This window comes from Acidovorax sp. SRI_002, from assembly GCF_057586455.1.
On sequence record NZ_JBYCZW010000001.1, the window covers coordinates 511268 to 531790 of the forward strand.

The 20523-nt window shown below is 66.0% G+C and carries 20 protein-coding genes; 18 read left to right on the plus strand and 2 right to left on the minus strand.

Annotation, left to right across the window (positions count from 1 at the left end):
- The first annotated feature begins 143 nt into the window (after positions 1-143).
- The 11 genes from AC2YJX_RS02255 (at position 144) to mmsB (ending at position 10395) form a co-directional block, all read left to right on the plus strand.
- Entirely contained in the window at positions 144-986 is an 843-nt protein-coding gene (locus AC2YJX_RS02255; protein WP_487255170.1) for a hypothetical protein, read from the plus strand.
- Entirely contained in the window at positions 983-1834 is an 852-nt protein-coding gene (locus tag AC2YJX_RS02260; RefSeq protein ID WP_218301181.1) for an aspartyl/asparaginyl beta-hydroxylase domain-containing protein, read from the plus strand. The genes AC2YJX_RS02255 and AC2YJX_RS02260 overlap by 4 nt, the downstream gene beginning before the upstream one ends.
- A complete protein-coding gene (locus AC2YJX_RS02265) occupies positions 1822-2847 on the plus strand; it encodes a sulfotransferase family protein (RefSeq protein WP_487255171.1) in 1026 nt (341 codons plus the stop codon). The genes AC2YJX_RS02260 and AC2YJX_RS02265 overlap by 13 nt, the downstream gene beginning before the upstream one ends.
- A complete protein-coding gene (locus AC2YJX_RS02270; protein WP_487255172.1) occupies positions 2844-4034 on the plus strand; it encodes an ABC transporter substrate-binding protein in 1191 nt (396 codons plus the stop codon). Before AC2YJX_RS02265 ends, AC2YJX_RS02270 begins: the two co-directional genes overlap by 4 nt.
- A gap of 11 nt (positions 4035-4045) precedes the next feature.
- A complete protein-coding gene (locus tag AC2YJX_RS02275; RefSeq protein ID WP_487255173.1) occupies positions 4046-4591 on the plus strand; it encodes a phage tail protein in 546 nt (181 codons plus the stop codon).
- Positions 4592-4896: 305 nt separating this feature from the next.
- On the plus strand, positions 4897-6420 hold the full coding sequence (locus AC2YJX_RS02280) for a CoA-acylating methylmalonate-semialdehyde dehydrogenase (RefSeq protein ID WP_055396084.1): 1524 nt from the start codon (positions 4897-4899) through the stop codon (positions 6418-6420).
- A 163-nt stretch (positions 6421-6583) separates the two neighbouring features.
- Positions 6584-7006, plus strand: a complete 423-nt coding sequence (locus AC2YJX_RS02285; protein ID WP_487255174.1) for a lysozyme inhibitor LprI family protein — start codon at positions 6584-6586, stop codon at positions 7004-7006.
- A 42-nt stretch (positions 7007-7048) separates the two neighbouring features.
- Complete coding sequence (locus AC2YJX_RS02290) at positions 7049-8215, plus strand: acyl-CoA dehydrogenase family protein (protein WP_121420269.1); 1167 nt, start codon at positions 7049-7051, stop codon at positions 8213-8215.
- Positions 8216-8495: 280 nt separating this feature from the next.
- Positions 8496-8960, plus strand: coding sequence for a TfoX/Sxy family protein (locus AC2YJX_RS02295; protein ID WP_487255175.1), 465 nt, complete (start codon positions 8496-8498; stop codon positions 8958-8960).
- Between the two features lie 30 nt (positions 8961-8990).
- Entirely contained in the window at positions 8991-9392 is a 402-nt protein-coding gene (locus AC2YJX_RS02300; RefSeq protein ID WP_487255176.1) for a DUF488 domain-containing protein, read from the plus strand.
- Positions 9370-10395, plus strand: coding sequence for a 3-hydroxyisobutyrate dehydrogenase (gene mmsB / locus AC2YJX_RS02305; RefSeq protein ID WP_487255177.1), 1026 nt, complete (start codon positions 9370-9372; stop codon positions 10393-10395). The genes AC2YJX_RS02300 and mmsB overlap by 23 nt, the downstream gene beginning before the upstream one ends.
- Before the next feature lie 201 nt (positions 10396-10596).
- On the opposite strand, the gene AC2YJX_RS02310 is transcribed toward mmsB, so the two are convergent.
- Positions 10597-11157, minus strand: coding sequence for an NYN domain-containing protein (locus AC2YJX_RS02310; RefSeq protein ID WP_159103178.1), 561 nt, complete (start codon positions 11155-11157; stop codon positions 10597-10599).
- A 28-nt stretch (positions 11158-11185) separates the two neighbouring features.
- Complete coding sequence (locus AC2YJX_RS02315) at positions 11186-11617, minus strand: hypothetical protein (RefSeq protein ID WP_139019162.1); 432 nt, start codon at positions 11615-11617, stop codon at positions 11186-11188.
- A gap of 264 nt (positions 11618-11881) precedes the next feature.
- On the opposite strand from AC2YJX_RS02315, the gene AC2YJX_RS02320 reads away from it, so the two are divergent.
- The 7 genes from AC2YJX_RS02320 (at position 11882) to AC2YJX_RS02350 (ending at position 20462) form a co-directional block, all read left to right on the plus strand.
- Positions 11882-12274 (plus strand): DUF2946 family protein, encoded by a 393-nt coding sequence (locus tag AC2YJX_RS02320; protein ID WP_487255178.1) that lies wholly within the window; start codon positions 11882-11884, stop codon positions 12272-12274.
- A 237-nt stretch (positions 12275-12511) separates the two neighbouring features.
- Entirely contained in the window at positions 12512-14623 is a 2112-nt protein-coding gene (locus tag AC2YJX_RS02325; protein WP_487255414.1) for a TonB-dependent siderophore receptor, read from the plus strand.
- Positions 14624-14856: 233 nt separating this feature from the next.
- Positions 14857-16470 (plus strand): ABC transporter substrate-binding protein, encoded by a 1614-nt coding sequence (locus AC2YJX_RS02330; RefSeq protein ID WP_487255179.1) that lies wholly within the window; start codon positions 14857-14859, stop codon positions 16468-16470.
- On the plus strand, positions 16467-17435 hold the full coding sequence (locus AC2YJX_RS02335) for an ABC transporter permease (RefSeq protein ID WP_487255180.1): 969 nt from the start codon (positions 16467-16469) through the stop codon (positions 17433-17435). Before AC2YJX_RS02330 ends, AC2YJX_RS02335 begins: the two co-directional genes overlap by 4 nt.
- Positions 17432-18274 (plus strand): ABC transporter permease, encoded by an 843-nt coding sequence (locus tag AC2YJX_RS02340; RefSeq protein ID WP_487255181.1) that lies wholly within the window; start codon positions 17432-17434, stop codon positions 18272-18274. The genes AC2YJX_RS02335 and AC2YJX_RS02340 overlap by 4 nt, the downstream gene beginning before the upstream one ends.
- Positions 18271-19716 carry an ABC transporter ATP-binding protein gene (locus AC2YJX_RS02345; protein ID WP_487255182.1) on the plus strand — a complete coding sequence of 482 codons (1446 nt, stop codon included), beginning with the start codon at positions 18271-18273 and terminating at the stop codon, positions 19714-19716. Before AC2YJX_RS02340 ends, AC2YJX_RS02345 begins: the two co-directional genes overlap by 4 nt.
- Positions 19713-20462 carry a glutamine amidotransferase gene (locus AC2YJX_RS02350; RefSeq protein WP_487255183.1) on the plus strand — a complete coding sequence of 250 codons (750 nt, stop codon included), beginning with the start codon at positions 19713-19715 and terminating at the stop codon, positions 20460-20462. Before AC2YJX_RS02345 ends, AC2YJX_RS02350 begins: the two co-directional genes overlap by 4 nt.
- Positions 20463-20523 lie beyond the last annotated feature (61 nt).

A 20523-nucleotide genomic window follows, 5' to 3' on the forward strand; every position in this document is an offset into this window, starting at 1 on the left:
GGGTTCCACCGGCTCCCGCGCCTGTCCAGGGCGTTCACCTTCGCGGCCACGGGCCATTTGTCACCCCTCCCATCTTTTCGCACCACGGGGCCTGTCCTGTCCTGCCCTGCTTTGCCCACCCGCATCCTTAGCCTTCAACCTCTATGAAACGCACCACTTTTCCCTATAAGTCGCTTTGGGCTGGTCCGGCCTGCCTGGCACTGGCCACTGTGTCCGTCCACGCTGCGGATATAAGTTTCACGCCCCCGGCAGGTGGTGGATTCGTGGTCAAGGGGCCGGGCAATACCGAGCGCCTGCGCGTACAAGACTCTGGCGAAGTGCGGGTTCCCAGTCTCTCGGGAACGGCCAATACCAATGCCAATGTGCTGTGTTTTGACGGCCCGACCGGGCGTCTGGGCCAATGTGCCCCCGGGGTCACCACCGGAGCGACAGGCGCCACCGGTGCAACAGGAGCAACAGGCCCGGCGGGCCTGACAGGGGCTACGGGCGCCACAGGCCCGGCGGGAGCGACAGGAGCCACGGGCAGCGCAGGTCCAACGGGTGCCACGGGCTCGGCCGGCGCTACAGGCGCTACCGGACCAGCGGGAACACCCGGCGCCCAGGGAACAGCAGGCCTTACCGGCGCCACGGGTGCCACCGGCTCGGTGGGCCCGGCAGGCGCCACAGGGGCCACCGGCCCCCAGGGTCCTGCAGGCAGCAACGCGATCACTGTCAATATTCGGCCAGCCACTGGCACAGGCACGGCAGACAGCTGCGCTGTGACCTCCTGCTGCAATGCGGGCGAGAAAGTCATCGGCGGCGGGTACGAAGGGGCCAGTGGCGCTGGGGGGATCGAAGCAGACGCTGTATATGTGGCGGCCAACCGCCCCGTCGAAGGCGGTGCTTGTGCGGCCGGGGTGCAGGGCTGGTCAGTCCGCCTGCTCAACTCCTACCGCGTTCCCGCTTTGACGACCGCCTGCAGTGCTTACGCCATCTGCACGCAATGACGTCTGCGGAATCATCGCTTGCTGAACTGCCACCACGGGGCCTGTGGGTGCAGGGCGCGCAGACAGCTCGGCTGCCCTGGCGGTTTGACACCCCCGCCGCCCTGGCAGAGGTGAATGCGCTGCCGGCCTCCCTCTGGCGCACCCATTTCAATGAAGGCCGCCATGACGGGGGATGGCAGGCGTTGGCGCTGCGTTCTGCGCCCGAGGCACCTATCGATGTAGTTCCCGTGGATGTGGCTGCCTCGCGCTATGCCGACACACCGGCCCTGGACCAATGCCCCACTCTGCGCGCCATGCTGGACACCATGGCATTGCCATGGAAGTCCGTGCGGCTGATGCAATTGCTGCCGGGCTGCGAGATCAAGGAGCACACCGACGCCGACCTGTGTGTGGGGCGCGGTGAGGCTCGCCTGCATGTGCCGCTACAAACCGGCGAACGGGTGTTCTTCCATGTGGATGGAGAGCGCATTCCGCTGCGCGCTGGCGAATGCTGGTATGTGGATGTGTCGCGCCCGCACCGGGTGCGCAACCGTGGCACCCTGAGCCGAGTCCACCTGGTAGCCGACACCTCGGTGGACATGCGCTTGGTCGATGCCCTGCGCGCGAGCGACTGCGGTGACCCCCTGCCCGACGCGGATGACCCGTGGCGCCAGTTCATCCAGTTCCGCGACCTGGTGGGGACCAACGCTGACTATGCAGAGCGACTCAGCACCATCACCAACCTGGCCGACTTCGTGCGTGAGTCAGTGCACATGGGGCAGGCCGCGGGCTTTCAATTTGACGCATCGGACGTGGAGTCGGCCATGAAGGCCGGGCGCCGCGCATGGACTGAGCAATGGGTACTGTGAACTTCAGCGGCTGGCGACCCATTCGCTTTTACATCGCACAGGGCCAGGTGATGGTGGACTGGGCTCGCCTGCTGGACGCGCCGCTGCGTGAACCGTTTTTCCAGCATGGCATCCAGAATCAGCTGAGGCACCCGTTCCACCTGGCGTTTCGGCGCCAGACGCCGCTTCACGACCTGCTGGCCTGGCATGAGCGATCCCCAGGTCTCGATCCTTCGCTCGTCATCTTCCATGTGTCGCGCTGCGGGTCCACCCTGATCACACAAACGCTGGCAGAAAGCCCCCACCACCTGCAACTGTCTGAGCCGGGCCCCGTGGACTTCCTGGTACGACAGGCGCTGGCCTCTGGCCTGATCGACGAAGCCCATGTAGTCCGTGCGTTGCGCGCGTGGACCAGCGCCTGGGCGCAACGCTGCGACAGCGCCAGCCCACCGCTGCAGACCATGAGCCTCAAGCAGGACGCCTGGAACACCGACAAGGCAGCGCTGTTTGCAAAAGCCTGGCCCGATGCGCCTTGGGTCTTCCTCACCCGCGAGCCGCTCGCGGTGCTGGTGTCCCAGATGCGCGAACGAGCGTTTTTTATGATCCCGGGCGCGCTGGGCCTGAACTTTGGTGGGGTCAACCCAGGCGAAATGCCCGCCATGTCTGCTGAGCTGCACTGCGCCCAGGTGCTTGGCAGTATCTACGCAGCCATGGCGCAGCAGTTCGACCCCACACGCGCGCTGTTGCTCGACTACGCCCAGTTGCCCGATGCCATCGAAACACAGGTGCTCCCCCACATGCGATGGCAGGTCTCGCAAGAGGATCGCGAAAGAATGCGCGAGCGCGCCACGCGGCACGGCAAGCAACCCCACGAAGTCTTTGAACCAGATACACAAACCAAACACAGCATGGCAAGCGACCTTCTCCAATCCTTGACTGCGCAGTGGATCGCACCTCACTACGAGAAGCTCCATGCGCAGCGGCGCAGCCACCCTGCGGCAGTTACCACCCAGTCTGAGGAAGCACTGCAATGATTGCGGCACTGCATCGACGCCATTTTCTGGCCACCGGCGGGGCTGCAGCGGCCACCGGCGTTCAGGCTTCCACCCCCCTCCTGAACTCCCTGGGCACAGCAAACCCACGCTGGCGCATCTTGGCCATCGCCCCCAGCTCTGAAAAGCTGCCGGAGCTGACCCGTGACTACCAGCAAGGTGTGGAGTTAGGGCTGGCCCAGGCCGGAGCCTCGTCCCAAGTCGCCCTGACCTGGCTGACTGCAGGCTTGCTGCCATCAGCGCCTGCCAAGGCAGTGGGTGCGGCGCTTCAAGCCAGGCCGTTTGACGCGGTGATGGGATGGATGCCTCCCGCGCTGGCAAACAAAGTGTCGCCCTTGACAGAGTCGGCAGGCGTGCCACTGTGGATCAGCGACACGGGCGCAGACATGGTTTCGCAGTCTGATACCCACCCGCTGACGGTTCGCCACAGCCTGGAACTGTGTGCCATGGCCACAGCCCTCGCCGACCGGGTGTACGCGCAATGCGGCCCGCGCGCCTTTCTCAGCATGGGGCGGCACGAGTCGGGCTTTGACTTCCTGCAGTCTTTTCAGCAACGCTGGCAGGCGCTGGGTGGGAAGGTGGTGGGCCGCCACATTGCCGACATGCCGAACAACGCTTCCGAATTTGGGGGCCTGAAGCAGTCCATCATTTCGCACCAGCCCGATGCGGTGATTGCACTGTATTCGGGCCCCCAGTCGCAGCGCTTTGCGCAATGGTGGCAAAAGCACTCTGCAGCGCTGCGCACCAATCTGGCGGGCTTGCCGTGGCTGTCTGAACACAACCCAGGTGTACATGCGCACACGATTGCCACCTGGCCCCAGACCGACTCGGCCGACGCTGGCTGGATGGCCCGTTTGGCCCAGGCGGGCCTCAGCTGGACGGCGGCTGCACTGCTGGGTGCCGAGGCGGGCGCCACCCTGGGAACAGCCCTGGTCACTGCCCCCCTGGGCACCCACATGCGCGACCTTTGGGCCGACCTGCACCACACCCCCCTTGTAGGCCCCCGCGGGGAGCGCCAATGGGTGAATGCAGGCACCGACAGCGCAGGCCCCCTGTGGGAAAACACCTTCCTGGGCGTCAGCGCCCGACGACAACACCATACCTCACACCCCACACCAGCAGCAGCCGTTGCACAACGCGGCTGGACCACTGGCTATCTTTTGACTTAAGGAGTACACCTATGTCCAATCCGTTTATCGGTGAAATACGAATGTTCGGAGGCACCTTTGCCCCCAACGGCTGGGCGTTTTGCCACGGCCAACTTATCTCTATTGCACAAAACACGGCATTGTTTTCCCTGCTTGGCACCACGTATGGAGGAAATGGGCAAACAACCTTTGGCTTGCCCGACCTGCGAGGCCGAGTGCCCATGGGTTTTGGCAATGGTCCGGGACTTACACCGCGCGTCCTGGGCGAGGTTGAGGGCACTGAAAATGTCACGTTGCTATCCACCAATTTGCCGGCACACACGCACGTCGTCTCTCTCTCCTCACCCGCAACCACCAGCCTTGGCACGCTCATGGAACCAGGTCCAGGTGCCATACCAGCAGCATCCAACCAGCGCAATGCGCAGTACGCGCCTAGCGCCAGTGCCAATACGCAACTGCCGGTGAGCGCCGGCAATACCGGCAGCGCAGGAAACAACTCGCCCGTTTCCGTTATGCAACCCTCTCTGGCTGTGAACTTCATCATCGCTCTGCAAGGCATTTTTCCCTCTAGAAATTGAGCACACCGTGCTGCGCCAGCGAACGCTGGCAAACACCCAAAAATGGGGCAGGCCGTACAGGGCATGCCCCATTTTTTTTGGGAGGCCCTACGGCCCATTCGGCAAAGTACGACCTCCTGAGATCTATCCCGCACCCATGAGCCCATGAACGACAGGGGCACAGTCAAGGGCAAAGGCCGGCCGTCAAGGCTGTGCGTAAAAGCACATCCAAATTGCAATTTGACGCATTGCAATTACATATTTGCACGCATACCATGCACAGGTTGGCCCCATTGCAGGCCCTTCACCACCCCGGAGACAAACCCATGAACGCACCCACCAACGTGGCCGCACTGGCCCCCACCGTCAAGCTGCTGATCGGCGGCCAGTTCGTCGAATCCAAGACCACTGAATGGCGCGACGTAGTCAACCCCGCCACGCAAGAGGTGCTGGCCCGCGTGCCGTTTGCCACCGCTGAAGAAATCGACGCCGCCGTGGCCTCAGCCAAGGAAGCGTTCAAGACCTGGAAGAAGACCCCCATCGGCACCCGCGCCCGCATCTTCCTCAAGTACCAACAGCTCATCCGCGAAAACATGGCCGAGCTGGCCGCCATCCTGACGGCAGAACAAGGCAAGACCCTGCCCGACGCCGAAGGTGATGTGTTCCGTGGCCTCGAAGTGGTCGAACACGCTGCCAGCATCGGCAACTTGCAACTGGGCGAGCTGGCCAACAACGTGGCCGGCGGCGTCGACACCTACACCCTGCTGCAGCCGCTGGGCGTGTGCGCGGGCATCACGCCCTTCAACTTCCCGGCCATGATCCCGCTGTGGATGTTCCCCATGGCGATTGCCACGGGCAACACCTTCGTGCTCAAGCCGTCTGAGCAAGACCCGATGGTGACCATGCGCCTGGTGGAGCTGGCGCTCGAAGCAGGCATTCCACCCGGCGTGCTCAACGTGATCCACGGCGGCGAAATGGCCGTGAACGCGATCTGCGACCACAAGGACATCAAGGCCGTGTCGTTCGTGGGCTCCACCAAGGTGGGCACCCATGTGTACAACCGCGCCACCCTGGCCGGCAAGCGCGCGCAATGCATGATGGGCGCCAAGAACCACGCCATCATCCTGCCCGACGCGAACAAGGAGCAAACGCTCAACGCGATTGCCGGTGCCTCGTTTGGCGCTGCGGGCCAGCGCTGCATGGCCCTGCCGGTGGTGGTGCTGGTGGGCGAGGCACAAAAGTGGATTCCCGAGCTGGTGGCCAAGGCCAAGACGCTCAAGGTCAACGGCGGCACCGAAAAGGGCACCGATGTGGGCCCGCTGGTGTCCTGCGCCGCCCTCGCCCGCGTGGAAGGCCTGATCGAGCGCGGCATTGCCGACGGCGCCACGCTGGAGCTCGATGGCCGCAAGCCCGTGGTGCCCGGCTATGAAAAGGGCAACTTTGTGGGCCCGACGATCTTCTCGAACGTGAAGCCCGGCATGGCCATCTACGACCAGGAAATCTTTGGCCCCGTGCTGGCCCTGGTGCCCGCCGCCGACATCGACGAAGCCATCGAATTCATCAACGCCAACCCCAACGGCAACGGCACCGCCATCTTCACCCAGTCGGGTGCAGCAGCGCGCAAGTTCCAGGAAGAGATCGACGTGGGCCAGGTCGGCATCAACGTGCCGATCCCTGTGCCAGTGCCGCTGTTCTCGTTCACCGGCTCGCGCGCTTCCAAGCTGGGTGACCTGGGCCCATACGGCAAACAGGTCGTGATGTTCTACACACAGACCAAGACGGTAACGGCCCGCTGGTTTGATGACAGCACGGTGAGCCAGGGCGTCAACACCACAATTAGCCTGAAATAACCCCCTGGGCGGCTGCGCCGCTTCCCCCTTTCTCTGCATCGCTGCGCGATGCGGAAGGGGGACGTCACCCGTGCCTGAACCGTGAGATGGCGGCCCTTGCACGGTGGCGCTGGCATTGGGCCGCGCCGGTTTCGACTGCATTGGTCGGTGGTAAAAGCAGGACATGCAAATTTTCAAAGTGAAGAATTGGGTGTCAACGGTGGCCGTAACTGCAACCGCCGTGGGTGCGTTGTTGCTGAGCCCGGGTGTTTACGCCCAGGCAGGCGCAGCATGCCGCGACGCCGGTAGCCTGGAAGAGACCAACGCGTGCGCAGTCAAGGCCTACCAGGCCGCGGACACGCAGATCGCCATCCTCTACGGTGATGTGATGCGCGCCCTGTCGGCCCATGAACGCCCCCAGCTGCGCCAGGAGCACACCAACTGGCAGCGCGACCGCATCACGCGCTGCAAGCAGGCCACACGCGCCAGTGAGTCAGAACCCGAGTGGCCGCGCCTGTACCACGACTGCCTCACCGCAGAGACCGAGAACCGCCGCAGAGGCCTGATGCGCTGGCTGACGCTGGACCATCCGTCTGCCAAGCCTTAAAAACTTCACCCCAGAACAACAAGAACCAACGAGACAAGCAGTATGGACTTTGAACTCACCGAAGAACAACGCGCCTTTGCCCAGACGGCCCGCGACTTTGCACAAGCTGAGTTCGCACCCCACGCCGCGCACTGGGACGAGGAAGGCATCTTCCCGAAAGAAGCCATCGCCAAGGCGGGCGAGCTGGGCTTTTGTGGCCTGTACGCGCCCGAAGCCGCCGGTGGCCTCGCCCTGCCCCGCCTGGACGCCACGCTGGTCTTTGAAGAAATGGCGGCTGTGGACCCAAGCACCACCGCCTTCATCACCATCCACAACATGGCCACCTGGATGCTGGGCACCTGGGCCACGCCCGCCGTGCGCGACCACTGGGGCCCGCTGCTCACCACAGGCGAAAAGCTCGCGTCGTACTGCCTGACCGAGCCCGGCGCAGGCTCCGACGCCGCCTCGCTCAAGACCCGCGCCGAGCTGGTGGGCAACGAGTACGTCATCAATGGCAGCAAGGCCTTCATCAGCGGTGCAGGCAGCACCGACGTGCTGGTGCTCATGGCCCGCACGGGCGATGCGCAGTCTGGCGCCAGCGGCATCAGCGCCTTTGCCGTGCCCGCCGATACGCCCGGCATCAGCTACGGCAAAAAGGAACAGAAGATGGGCTGGAACAGCCAGCCCACGCGCACCATCAGTTTTGACAACGTGCGCATCCCTGCCGACCACCTGCTGGGCCGCGAGGGCGAAGGCTTCAAGATCGCCATGAAGGGCCTGGACGGCGGCCGCATCAACATCGCGACCTGCTCCGTGGGCGCGGCGCAAGGCGCGCTCAACGCCGCCCAGCAATACATGCAAGACCGCAAGCAGTTCGGCAAACCCATCGCCAGCTTCCAGGCCCTGCAGTTCAAGCTGGCCGACATGGCGACCGAGCTGGTCGCCGCCCGCCAGATGGTGCGCCTGGCCGCCAGCAAGCTCGACGCCGGTGCGCGCGACGCATCCACCTACTGCGCCATGGCCAAGCGCTTTGCCACCGACGCAGGCTTCACCGTCATCAACGACGCCCTGCAGCTGCACGGCGGCTACGGCTACATCCGCGAATACCCGCTGGAGCGCCTGCTGCGCGACGCGCGCGTGCACCAGATCCTGGAGGGCACCAACGAAATCATGCGGGTCATCATTGCGCGGCGCATGCTGGATGGGGATGCGACGGAGGTGATTCGCTGAGCGCTTACTCCTGTTTTCATAGCTGCTAGCGCTTATCCGACGGGCGGTAACGGCCAATTTCCCTCATGAAATACATATCTCAGACAGGAACATCAGCCCACGCACCCGCAGCGGCGCTGGGGGTTACCCCCTCTCCCCTCGTGGGAGAGGGTTGGGGAGAGGGGGCCCGCACCCGCGCCGCGCCCGTTTCACCCCCTCTCCCCGGCCCTCTCCCACAAGGGGAGTGGGAGTGAGAGCCATCTGAGATAGCGACCTCATCAGCCCATGTGAATCAGAAGCCATGCCCGCCCGCCCCCTCTCCGACGAAACCCTGCACCTGATCGACGCCGTCCGCACGGCGCTCGCGCACCGCAGCGACGTGGAAGAGCGGCCGCTGTTCGGCACCTATGCCTTCTTTGTGGACGGCAAGATGTGCATCGCCGTCAAGGGCGAGGAACTGCTGGTGCGCCTGCCACCGGACCGCCACGGCGCATTGCAGGAGATGCAGAACACCCGCGAACTCTCGCCCGGCGGCGGCATGCAGGGCTACTTCTGGGTGGAACCCAACGGCTACACCACGCGCGCGCAGTGGAACTACTGGGTCGAAGAAGCCCTGGCTTACAACCCGCTGGCCAAGGCCTCGCCGCGCAAGAGGAAAACAACCAACACCCCGGCTGCAGCGAAGAAAGCACCCGCCAGCACCGGCACCAATCCGAAGACAAAAGCCGCCGCGAAGAAGCACAGCATCTTCGAAGCCGACGACTGATCTGCCCCACCCAACCCGGAGCCCACCACCATGCCCCTTCGCATCGTCCGCCTTGGCACCCCGCGCGCCGCCGGGGAAGGCACCCGCATCGGCACCGTGCGCCGCCCGCCGCGTGGCGTGCCCAAGGCCGAGTTCGCCACCCGCGACTACTACGACGTGTGGTACCCCCTGCTCTCCCCCAGTGCCGACCTCATGGCCCAGGGCCAGCAGGTGCCCACCGGCCAAGAAGGCGACAAGGCGTGGGAGGCCTTTACCAAACAGTTCCGCAAAGAACTGGCCCAGCCCGAGGCTAGCCGCACGCTCGATTTGCTGGCCGCGCTGTCGCACCACGGCGCAATGTCGCTGGGCTGCTACTGCGAGGACGAAGCCCGCTGCCACCGCTCGGTGCTGCGCGCTGAGCTGGCAAGCCGTGGGGCCGACATCAGCCCCTAGATTTCAAGCTTTTCAGGCCATTACCGCGCTATGGATATGCCTTTCTAGCTATCAAATTCATACCAAAACCGTACCCCTTCCCTTTCACCATCACAACGACATCCAGGAGCAACACAGCATGAAAATCGCATTCATCGGCCTCGGCAACATGGGCGGCCCCATGGCACACAACCTGCACAAGGCAGGCCACGAAGTACGCGCGTTCGACCTCTCCCAACCCGCCCGCGACAAGCTGGCCGCAGACGGCGTGCCCATCGCCACCGACGCCAAGGCGGCAGTCGCAGGCGCCGAAGTCGTCATCAGCATGCTGCCCGCCAGCCAGCACGTGGAAGGCTTGTTCCTCGGCGCGGGCGAGCTGCTGGCCCAGTTGCCTGCGGGCACGCTGATCATCGACTGCTCCACCATCGCAGCCGCCACCTCCCGCAAAGTGGCCGACGCCGCCAAGGCCAAGGGCATGGCCTTTATCGACGCGCCCGTCTCGGGCGGCACGGGCGGCGCCATTGCAGGCACCCTGACCTTCATGGTGGGCGGCGACGCCGCCGACCTGGAACGCGCCCGCCCCGTGCTCGAAAAAATGGGCGCCAACATCTTCCACGCAGGCAGCGTGGGCGCGGGTCAGACGGCCAAGATCTGCAACAACATGCTGCTGGGCATCCTGATGGCGGGCACCAGCGAAGCCATTGCCCTGGGCGTCGCCAACGGCCTGGACCCCAAGGTACTCAGCGAAATCATGCGCCGCAGCTCGGGCGGCAACTGGGCGCTGGAAAAGTACAACCCCTTCCCCGGCGTGATGGAAACCGCGCCCGCCAGCAAGGGCTACGCGGGCGGCTTTGGCACCGACCTGATGCTCAAGGACCTGGGCCTGGCGCAAGAGAACGCGATGGCGGTGAAGGCTGCTACGCCGCTGGGGGGCATGGCGCGCAATCTGTACGCGGCGCACAGCCTGGCGGGGCATGGGGCGCTGGATTTTTCCAGCATTATTAAGATGGTTCAAAAGGGGTAATCGCTCTTCCATCAAAGAAAAACGCCAGCGTCTGCTGGCGTTTTTTATTGGGGTTACCGGAGTTGAAAAGACTCCTCAAAACCCGGCGAGATTCACTTCCCATCGCGCTTCAGTTCCAGAGTGGAGGCGTTGCAACGTCGGAGTTGACCGGCGCGAACCGGCAGTGCGTGTCCGCGTCGAACGACATGTTAGGCAGCATCGTCACGTCGCCTCGGGCTCAAAGAACAGTTCATCGAGATCAATAAATTCATCTGCGACGTGACGCAAACGCCGGCTCAAACCGCTCGAAAACGCGGCTAGCCATACCTGCTTTCCGTTCCGTGAGACTTCTTGCGCAAGCGGGAGAAAGTCTCCATCCCCACTCAATAGAAAAATGATGTCGATCCGGGGATCTGCAGCATGACGAAGAACATCAATTGTTAGATTGATATCCACGCTCTTCGTTTTTGCAGATCGAGATTCCTTCTTGAAAATGCGTGGATACAGCGACCCCGAATAGGTAATTGAATCGTCCTGATTTTCAGGTGAATATCCGAACCGGACGCCCGTGATCCGCTCATGGATCTCTTCCAATTTGAGATCATCTCCGGAGACGGTCTGGTAATAAGAGAGTCGAACGACGTCAGAAACGAATTGTTCGGTGATTTCTTCATGCCATACCAAAACGTCTTTTTCATACTCGATACCGGCGCGCGGCGTGCGACCGGCTTTCACTATTGCTTGATAGCGCGCGACGAGGTTTTCGCCATCGGCAAATCCCATTAAGCGGTGTGTCATGTGTTACCTAACGTTAAAGCTCCGTGGGCGGCGAAGCCGTCCGCTGCAGCAAGAGGTTAGAAGGCGTGTTGGCAGAAACTGTTGGTTCTTCTTTGGTAAGGACAGACACGCACTCGTCGCGACCGACAACCAAATACTCGCGGACCCAACTTTGGCGACCAGAAAAGAACGTTGGACGGGACAGTTCCAAAGCCTTCCAACCATTGGCTGTGACTTCGAAAAACCAGCCATCACGCAGGGAGCATTGCGACCAAAACTCTGTCAGGTCCAATTCGTCCAACACGCGGAACCCGTATGTCTGTGTGAATGTGACCTTTGCACTCCACTGAGCTGACGAGACCAAAATAACTAGACCATCAGAGGAAAAGTCCACAGACAACACATCGATTGTTTCGTCTGATGTGAAGGGGGTAGCAACGGCAGTAACGTGGGGTGGATCGATCACCAAAAAAAACCTTCTAACGTGATGTATCCCGCAAACCTTGCGAAATACACTGGACCGTGCGGAATATTCTGGACATTGATTTCTCTTGGATGCGGCTCCGGGCCTATGTTTGCAGCCATAGAGCTGTTCAAAAATCCAGGTATAAAAATTCCGCCAAACCCGGCGGCTTTGGCCGGTCAGACTATAGCTCGCGAAAGTGCGGAGCCGACGCATCGGCGCTTCCTCGCGCCACCACCCGCACTTAAGTATGATTCGCATCCCCTCATGCTGCGCCGCACCATCCCCGCCCTGCCTTTCCACATCGTGCTTCTGCTGGTGGCGTTGTTCAACGCGCTGGCGGGTGCGCCCTTGCATGAAGCGCGGCACATTCAGGAGCTGGTGCGCAGCGCCACGGCCTCGGCAACCGCAGGCGATGTGGATGCCTACGCAACAACCAGCTCCACAGCCAGCGACGATCACAGCGAAGAGACACACACCACCTGCGCCTGGTGCCTGACCCACGCGCTGGAGGCGGGGCTGGCGCATGCACCGGCTCGCCCACCGCAAGTCCCCGCAGAACCCAGCGCCGTCGCGCCGCACAGCGCAGACCCCTTCACGGCCCAGCAGGTGCGCTGGCCGTTTGCAGCTCGCGATCCTCCGCCAGCCCGTCGGGCCTGACACGCGTCAGACCCCAGCCAGCCTGCGCTCCCCAGCGCATCTCCTTTTCGTTTTCGCCCTTGCGTTCCCCCCCGTGGGGTGCGTGCGGGCACGCGGCCATGTGCGCTTCCTCTCCAGGCGCACCGGGCCCCGTTTTTGCGTTCATCTGCTTTTTTGGACTGGTTTGCCATGCGCTCTTCGTCTTCTCCTGATTCTTCTTCACGCCGTGCGCCCCTGCCGCGCCCCACTTTGACGGCCATGGCGGCTACCGCCCTGCTGGCCTCCCTCCACCCCGCCTGGGCCGCAGACGGCGATGCCGTCACCGCCCCCACCCTGTCTGCCGTGGACGTGGTGGGCCGCAGTGCCTCGGGCACCTATTACGCCGACGAGGCCGAGGGCGCCAAGACCAGCCTGCCGCTGCGTGAGCTGCCGCAGTCCGTGCGCGTGATGTCGCGCCAGACGCTGGACGACCTTGGCGCCACGCGGCTGGATGATGTGCTGGACTATGTGGGTGGTGTCTCGCGCCAGAACAACTTTGGCGGGCTGTGGGACAACATCGCCATCCGGGGCCTGCCGGGCAACGAGAACACGGGCATGGCGACCTTGCTCAACGGGTTTTCGTCCAACCGGGGCTTCAATGCGCCGCGCGATCTGGCGGGGGTGGAGCGGGTGGAGTTCCTCAAGGGCCCCGCCGCTGCGCTGTATGGCAGCAGCGAGCCCGGCGGCACACTCAACATCGTGAGCAAGAAGCCGCTGTGGAAGGCCGCGCATTCGGTGGAGGCCTACGCGGGCAGCTACGGCCTGGGCCGTGCGGCGCTGGACACCACCGGCCCCATCAACGACCGGCTGGCCTACCGCCTGAATGTGGCGGTGGAAGACAAGGGCAGCTTTCGCGACCATGTGCGCGCACAGCGGCAAGTGATTGCCCCTGCGTTCACCTGGAAGCTCTCGCCCGACACGGTGCTGGAGTACACAGCTGAATTTCTGCGCCACGCCACGCCGCTGGACCGGGGCGTGGTGGCGGTCAACAACCGCCTGGGCGCGGTGCCTGCCAGCCGCTTTTTGGGCGAGCCTGCCGATGGCGATGTGACGGTGACCAACCAAACGCACCAGCTGGTGCTGTCGCACGAGTGGAACCCCGACTGGCGCAGCCGCGTGGGGCTGTCGTACCGCGAGACGGGGATGGAGGGCTTCTCGACCGAAGCCACCGCCCTGCAGGCCAATGGCAGCACGCTGACGCGCCAGCGCCGCCATCGCGACTTCCAATCGGATGACGTGGCCGTGCAGGCCGAGCTGCAGGGCAACCTGCGCACGGGCGGGCTGGAGCATGAGCTGCTGGTGGGGGTGGAGAGCTACCGGTTCAGCATGGATTCGGTGATGCTGCGCGTGAACCCCAGCGCCGCCGCGCCCTATGCCATCGACATCTTCAACCCTGTGTACGGCCAAGCGCAGCCCACGCCCGGGCGCAATACCGACACGCTGGAGAAGCAGCGCAACACCGCGCTGTATGTGCAAGACACCCTGAAGCTGGGCGAGCAGTGGCGCGTGATGGCCGGGCTGCGGGCCGACAACTACGACCAGAGCCTGCAAAACCGCATCACCAACCGCACCACGGCGCAAAGCCCCTCGGCCGTGTCGCCGCGCCTGGGCGTGAGCTGGCTGCCCACGCCGGGGTGGACGGTGTATGCCAATGCGGGCAGTTCCTTCCGCCCCAACACAGGCAGCAATGTGGCGGGCAACGGCTTTGACCCCGAAAAATCCCGAGCGATGGAGCTGGGCGCCAAGTGGGAGAGCGCCGACCAGCGCCTGGGCGCCACAGCGGCGCTGTTCGACATCACCAAGCGCAATGTGCTGACCAGCGACCCGCTGAACGCGGGCTTCTCGGTGGCGGCGGGCGAGGTGCGCAGCCGGGGGCTGGAGCTGGACCTGGCGGGCCGCCTGAGCCCCCACTGGCGCGTGAATGCGAGCCTGGTCATCAACGATGTGGAGGTGACCCGCGACAACACGCTGGAGGTGGGCGGCCGCCTGCTGAACGTGCCGCGCGTGAACGGCAGCGTGCTGGCGGTGTACGAAAACCAGCTCGCCAACGGCCAGCGCTACGGCGTAGGCGGTGGCGTGACGCACATGGGCAAACGCCTGGGCCAGGCCCGCACGCAGGCCGAGGCCAATGCGGGCACGCCTGCGTTTGAGCTGCCCAGCTACACCACGGCCAAACTGATGGCGTATTGGCGCCTGAGCCCCACGCTGAACCTGTCGCTGGACGTGGACAACGTGTTTGACAAGGTGCACTACACCAGCTCGTACAGCCGTGTGTGGGTGGCGCCGGGGGCGGCGCGCACGGTCACCGTCGGGCTGCAGGCGAAGTTTTGATGAAGCACCCCCTGAGTCGCTTCGCGCCTCCGTGCGGCCCCCAGAGGGGGCAGCCCTTCGAGGACGTCCAAGCCTGCGCAGGCAGGCTTGGAGCCGCGCCTCTCAGCCCCTCTCACGCTACGGGAGGGGGCGCCCCCAGCGCGGCGGGGCAGCCCTTGCGCGGGGGCACTGGTCTTTGGCAGCGCCAATTTCGTCGGTTGCGGCGAACGCGCAGGGCTATGGAAAACTGAAAAATGAACACTTCCTCGACTTTTCTTCGGCAGCTGACGCGGCGCCGCGCCTTGCAGGCCCCCATGGCCGCGCTGGCGGCAGGCGCCCTGCCCGCTGCCTGGGCGCAGGGCACACCACCTGCCTCCGCCCCCGCGCCGCTGCAAATCGTCGGCCCGTGGGAGATCAGCGGCCTGGCGCCCGCCAGCAGTGGTTATGTGTTCACGCGCCTGCAGGTTACCGAAACCCTGCTGGAAGCTGCAGACGACGGCCAGCCACGGCCCGCGCTGGCGCGGCTCTGGCGCCGGTCGGCGGATGGGCTGGTGTGGCAGTTTGAGCTGCGGCCCGGGGCGCGTTTTCATGATGGCACGCCCGTAACAGCCGCCGCCGTGGTGCGCAGCCTGCAGGCGGCGCAGGTGGCGCCAGCGCTGCTGAGCCAGGCGCCCATCGAGTCCATCACCGCGCCTGACGAAGGCACGGTGCTCATCCGCCTGCAACGCCCCCACACCGCCCTGCCCGCGCTGCTGGCGCATTCCAGCACCATGGTGTTGGCCCCGGCCAGCTATGGGGCCGACGGCAAGGTGCGCAGCATCATTGGCAGCGGCCCCTACCGCATTGCGGTATTGGTGCCGCCGCAGCAGGTCGAGACGGTGGTGTTTGATGCCTACGACGGCCCGCGCCCCGCGATTGCCGCCGTGCGCTACCTGGCCGCCAGCCGTGCCGAAACTCGCGCGCTGATGGCCGAGAGCGGCCAGGCCGACCTGGCCTATGGGCTGGACCCGGCCAGCCTGCGGCGGCTGCAGCGCCATGCGCAAAACCCCGCTCTGGCGCGCCGCACCGCAGTGCGGATTGCCTCGGTCACGCTGCCGCGCACCGTCATCGTCAAGCTCAATGCGGGCATGCCCGCGCTGCGCGATGTGCGCGTGCGCCAAGCGTTGAGCCTGGCCATCGACCGCGCGGGCATTGCGCTGGCGCTGATGGGAGACGAAGCGCTGGCCGCCACGCAGCTGCTGCCGCCCACGCTGGGCGCGTGGCACAACCCGCACCTGCCCCCGCTGCAGCACGACCCCAAAGCCGCCGCGCGCCTGCTGCGGGCCGCAGGCTGGCAGCGCCACAGCGACGGCCTGCGCGATGCTGAGGGCCAGCCGCTGCACCTGGTGATCCGCACCTTTGTGGACCGGCCCGAGCTGCCGCTGATCGCCACCGCCTTGCAGGAGCAGTGGCGCCTGGCGGGCATGGCGGTGAAGGTGAGCATTGGCAACTCGGGCGACGTGCCCCGGGGCCATCGCGACGGCAGCCTGCAACTGGCGCTGGCGGCACGCAACTACGCCAACGTGCCCGACCCCACAGGCACGCTGGCGGGCGACTTTGCCGCCCAGGGCGGCGACTGGGGCGCCATGGGCTGGCACAGCGACGCCGTGGTGCAGGCCCTGCAGGAGCTGACGCGCACCCAGACGCCGCCCGAGCGCACGCGCGCGCTGCGGCAAACCATCACACACACCCTGCAAACCGAGCTGCCCGTGATCCCCGTGGCGTGGTACCGCCAGCATGTGGCGGTGGCGCCCCGGCTGGCGGGCGTCACGCTGGACCCGCTGGAGCGTTCTTACCGCCTGACCGGCATGGAGTGGAGCAACCCATGAACCCCTTGATGTCACAACCCTGGGCCGCACTGCTCGGCCGCAGGCTGGTGCAGGTGCTGGCCGTGTCCCTGCTGATTGGCACGCTGTGCTTTTTGATGGTGCGTGCCCTGCCGGGCGACCTGGCCATGCGCGTGGCGGCGGGCCGCTATGGCTATGACCTGGTGAGCAACGCCGCCGCCGACGCGGTGCGCGCAGAGCTGGGGCTGGACCGCCCCGGCTGGCTGGCGCTGCTGCACTGGTGGCGCGATATGGTCACCTTCAACCTGGGGCAGTCGCTGGTGTCGCAACGCTCGGTGTGGCACGAGGTTACGCACCACCTGGGCGCCACGCTACGCCTGTCGGCCGCCGCGCTGGCCATTGCCTTTGCCGTGGGTTTGCCGCTGGGCGTGTGGGCCGGGCTGCGCCCCCAGGGCTGGGTGGACAAGGCCAGCTGGCTGATGGCCGTGGTGCTGCGCGCGCTGCCGCCGTTTTTGCTGTCGGTGCTGCTCATCCTGCTCGTGGCGGTGCAGTGGGGCGTTTTGCCTGCGGGCGGTGACGAGAGCCAGGCCAGCCTGGTGCTGCCCGCGCTCACGCTGGGGCTGGGCCTGGCCGCTGGGCTGGCGCGCGTGACCCGCGCTGCGATGCTGGAGGTGGTGGTGTCGCCCTTTTTTGAATTTGCGCGCACCAAGGGCCTGAGCGACTGGCAGGCGCTGGTGCGCCATGGCCTGCGCAATGCCGCCGTTCCGGTGACGGCCTACCTGGGCGTGCAGGCGCTGTTTCTGGTGGAGGGCGCGCTGGTGGTGGAGACGCTGTTTGCCTGGCCCGGCATCGGCCATGCGCTGGTGCACGCCGTGTTCGGGCGCGACATCCCCGTGGTGCAAGGCACGGCGTTGTGCATGGGCGTGCTGTTTGTAGTGTTCAACCTGCTGGTGGATACGACGTGTTTGGCGCTGGACCCCCGACACACACAAAAGGTGGCTGCATGAGTGCCGTGCCTTCCACCCTTTCATCGCCCACAGGCGCCGTAGTGGCCCAGCCCCGCTGGCCGCTGCGCACCACATTGGGCCTAGCCATGCTCGGCCTGCTGGCGCTGTTTGCCCTGCTCGGCCCCTGGCTGGTGGGCGCCAGCCCGGTGGTGCAAGACCTGCGCAACACCCTGGCGCCCCCCAGCGCCCAGCACTGGCTGGGCACCGATGTGCTGGGCCGATCGGCGCTAGCGCGGCTGGCGCATGCGGCGCAGCTGTCGCTGGGCATGGCGCTGCTGGCGGCCGTGAGCGCCGCCGTGCCCGGCACGCTGCTGGGCATTGCCGCCGCGTGGCGCGGCGGGCGCACCGAGCGGGCGCTGCTCATGCTGTCGGATGCGGTGCTCGCTATCCCCGGCCTGCTGCTGGTGTTGCTGATAGCGGCCCTGGCCCCCGGCGCGCTGTGGGCACTGTATGCGGGCCTGTCGGCTGCGCTGTGGGTCGAATACTTTCGCGTGAGCCGCGCGGTGGCGCGGCCGGTGCTGGCGGGCGACGCGGTGCAGGCCTCGCGCCTGCTGGGCTTTGGGCGCGGCTACGTGCTGCGCCGCCACCTGCTGCCTGCGCTCGCGCCCACGCTGGGCACGCTGCTGGCCTTCACCACGTCGCAAGCCGTGCTGGCGCTGGCCGCGCTGGGTTTTGTGGGTGTGGGCATGCAGCCGCCCACGCCCGAGCTGGGACTGATGATGACCGAGGCCATGCCCTACTACGAAGAAGCCCCGTGGCTCATTGCCGCCCCCACCGCCCTGCTGGTGTGGCTAGTGGCCGCGATGATGCTGCTCAACCCCGACCGGGAGACCGCATGACCACGCCTTTGAAATCCGACGCCCTGCTGGTCGTGGAGGGCCTGGGCATCCAGGTCGGCGGCAAGCGGCTGCTGCGCGACATCGGCTTCAGCCTGCGGCCGGGCGAGGCGCTGACCCTGGTGGGCGAAAGCGGCGCGGGCAAGTCGCTGCTGGCCCAAGCCATCATGGGCAACCTGCCGCCCGCACTGCAGGCCACGGGCCAGATCACGCTGGATGGCACCACCACCCGCGCCCAGGACGCCGCCGCGCGCCGTGCCCTGTGGGGCCGCAAGCTGGCGCTGCTGCCGCAAGAGCCCTCGCTGGCGCTCAACCCGCTGGCCCGCGTGGCACCTCAGCTGGCCGAGGTGTACCGCCTGCTGCACCAGCAGCCCCCCAGCGCCGCCAGCGCACAGGCCGAACAGGTGCTGGGCGCTGCGGGCCTGGGCGGCGCAGGCAGCCACTACCCCTGGCAACTGTCGGGCGGCATGGCCCAGCGCGCGGTGGCCGCCATCACCCTGGCCGGAGGCGCGCCGGTGCTGATGGTGGACGAGCCCACCAAGGGCCTGGACGCGCATTGGCGCGGCCGCATGGTGGAGTTGTTCCAGGGCGTGCTGAAGGCGGGCGGCTGCCTGCTCACCATCACCCACGACATGCAGGTGGCCCAGGCGCTGGGCGGCCAGGTCATCGTGCTGCGCCACGGGCAGGCGGTGGAGCAAGGCGACATCCACACCGTGGCCGCCGCGCCGCAGCACGCCTTTACCCGCCAGCTGCTGCAGGCCGACCCGGCCCACTGGCTGCCGTTTGCCGAGCCCACGCTGGGCGAGCCCGTCGTACAGGCGCGGGGTATCTCCAAAGCCTATGGCACACAAAAGCTGTTTGCGCCGCTGGACCTGACGCTGCACAGCGGCGAACGCCTGGCCGTGCAGGGCCCCAGCGGCACTGGCAAAAGCACACTGGGCAATGTGCTGCTGGGCCTGGTGGCGCCCGACACGGGCCGTGTGGAGCGCAGCGCCCGGCTGCGCCCGCATGCATTCCAAAAGCTGTACCAGGACCCGGTCAGCTCGTTCGCCCCACACATCAGCCTGGCCCAGTCGCTGCGCGATGCCGCCCGGCTACACCGCTGCGACTGGAAGGCGGTGCAGCAGCGCCTGGCCCAACTGCGCGTGCCCGAGGACCTGCTGGCGCGCAAACCCGACCAGGTGTCGGGCGGCGAGCTGCAGCGCATTGCGCTGGCGCGCGTGCTGGTGGCGCAACCAGCGCTGCTGTTTGCCGACGAGCCCACCTCGCGCCTGGACCCCATCACGCAGCAGGAGGCCATCCAGGTGCTGTTGCACGCGGTGCAGGACACCGGTGCCGCGCTGATGCTGGTGACCCACGACCCGCACCTGGCCGCCGCCGTGGGCACGCGCACGCTGGACTTTGCAAGCAGCGAGCAGCCCACCGCCGCTATGCTCGCCGCATGACAGCGACACCCTCCCGCCCCCTCTGGATCATCAAGACCGGCGACACCCTGCCAGCCCAACGGGCCCGGCATGACGACTTTGAAGACTGGATTGCGCGCGGCCTGAACCAGGCCCCCGCCAGCACGCAGCTGGCGCTGCGGACACTGGACGCCCGCACCGCCACCGCATGGCCAGAGCCCGGCCAGATAGCGGGCGTGGTGGTAACCGGCTCCCCCGCCATGGTGACCGACCGCGAACCCTGGAGCGAGCGCACCGCCGCATGGCTGGCCAGCGTGGTGGCGGCCCGGGTGCCCGTGCTGGGCATCTGCTACGGCCATCAGCTGCTGGCCCACGCGCTGGGCGGCGAGGTGGCACGCCACCCCGCCGGGCTGGAGATAGGCACCGTGGCCGTGCAGCGCCTGGCCGGTGCCGAGGGCGACGCCCTGCTGGGCCACCTGCCACCCCGCTTTGGCGCCCAGGTGGTGCACGAGCAAACGGTGCGGCGCCTGCCCCCTGGTGCCGTGGCGCTGGCCGCCAACGCCCACGAGCCGCACCACGCGTTCCGCGTCGGCCCCTGTGCCTGGGGCGTGCAGTTTCACCCCGAGTTCAGCGATTCGGTGATGCGCGACTACGTGGCGTGTTTTGCGCCTGCGCTGCAGCGTGCGGGCATGGATGTGGCAGCGCTGGAGCAAGGTGTGCAGGCCACGCCAGAATCGGCCAGCCTGCTGGCGCGTTTTGCGCAGCTGGCGGCAGCGGCCGCCGCTTGAAATTTCAATGAAAAGTGGCTCTAGCGCTTATCTGTCAAGCGCTAACAGCTATCAATACAAT

Bases quoted from the DNA above. Each gene is read 5' to 3' on its own strand.
- AC2YJX_RS02300 (WP_487255176.1), top strand. From the start codon at position 8,991: ATGCCCCTTCGCATCGTCCGCCTTGGCACCCCGCGCGCCGCCGGGGAA.
- AC2YJX_RS02325 (WP_487255414.1), top strand. From the start codon at position 12,512: ATGGCGGCTACCGCCCTGCTGGCCTCCCTCCACCCCGCCTGGGCCGCA.
- AC2YJX_RS02295 (WP_487255175.1), top strand. From the start codon at position 8,496: ATGCCCGCCCGCCCCCTCTCCGACGAAACCCTGCACCTGATCGACGCC.
- AC2YJX_RS02255 (WP_487255170.1), top strand. From the start codon at position 144: ATGAAACGCACCACTTTTCCCTATAAGTCGCTTTGGGCTGGTCCGGCC.
- AC2YJX_RS02280 (WP_055396084.1), top strand. From the start codon at position 4,897: ATGAACGCACCCACCAACGTGGCCGCACTGGCCCCCACCGTCAAGCTG.
- AC2YJX_RS02330 (WP_487255179.1), top strand. From the start codon at position 14,857: ATGAACACTTCCTCGACTTTTCTTCGGCAGCTGACGCGGCGCCGCGCC.
- AC2YJX_RS02265 (WP_487255171.1), top strand. From the start codon at position 1,822: ATGGGTACTGTGAACTTCAGCGGCTGGCGACCCATTCGCTTTTACATC.
- AC2YJX_RS02260 (WP_218301181.1), top strand. From the start codon at position 983: ATGACGTCTGCGGAATCATCGCTTGCTGAACTGCCACCACGGGGCCTG.
- AC2YJX_RS02320 (WP_487255178.1), top strand. From the start codon at position 11,882: ATGCTGCGCCGCACCATCCCCGCCCTGCCTTTCCACATCGTGCTTCTG.
- AC2YJX_RS02310 (WP_159103178.1), bottom strand. From the start codon at position 11,157: ATGGGATTTGCCGATGGCGAAAACCTCGTCGCGCGCTATCAAGCAATA.
- AC2YJX_RS02290 (WP_121420269.1), top strand. From the start codon at position 7,049: ATGGACTTTGAACTCACCGAAGAACAACGCGCCTTTGCCCAGACGGCC.
- AC2YJX_RS02345 (WP_487255182.1), top strand. From the start codon at position 18,271: ATGACCACGCCTTTGAAATCCGACGCCCTGCTGGTCGTGGAGGGCCTG.
- AC2YJX_RS02340 (WP_487255181.1), top strand. From the start codon at position 17,432: ATGAGTGCCGTGCCTTCCACCCTTTCATCGCCCACAGGCGCCGTAGTG.
- AC2YJX_RS02350 (WP_487255183.1), top strand. From the start codon at position 19,713: ATGACAGCGACACCCTCCCGCCCCCTCTGGATCATCAAGACCGGCGAC.
- AC2YJX_RS02270 (WP_487255172.1), top strand. From the start codon at position 2,844: ATGATTGCGGCACTGCATCGACGCCATTTTCTGGCCACCGGCGGGGCT.
- AC2YJX_RS02335 (WP_487255180.1), top strand. From the start codon at position 16,467: ATGAACCCCTTGATGTCACAACCCTGGGCCGCACTGCTCGGCCGCAGG.
- AC2YJX_RS02275 (WP_487255173.1), top strand. From the start codon at position 4,046: ATGTCCAATCCGTTTATCGGTGAAATACGAATGTTCGGAGGCACCTTT.
- AC2YJX_RS02285 (WP_487255174.1), top strand. From the start codon at position 6,584: ATGCAAATTTTCAAAGTGAAGAATTGGGTGTCAACGGTGGCCGTAACT.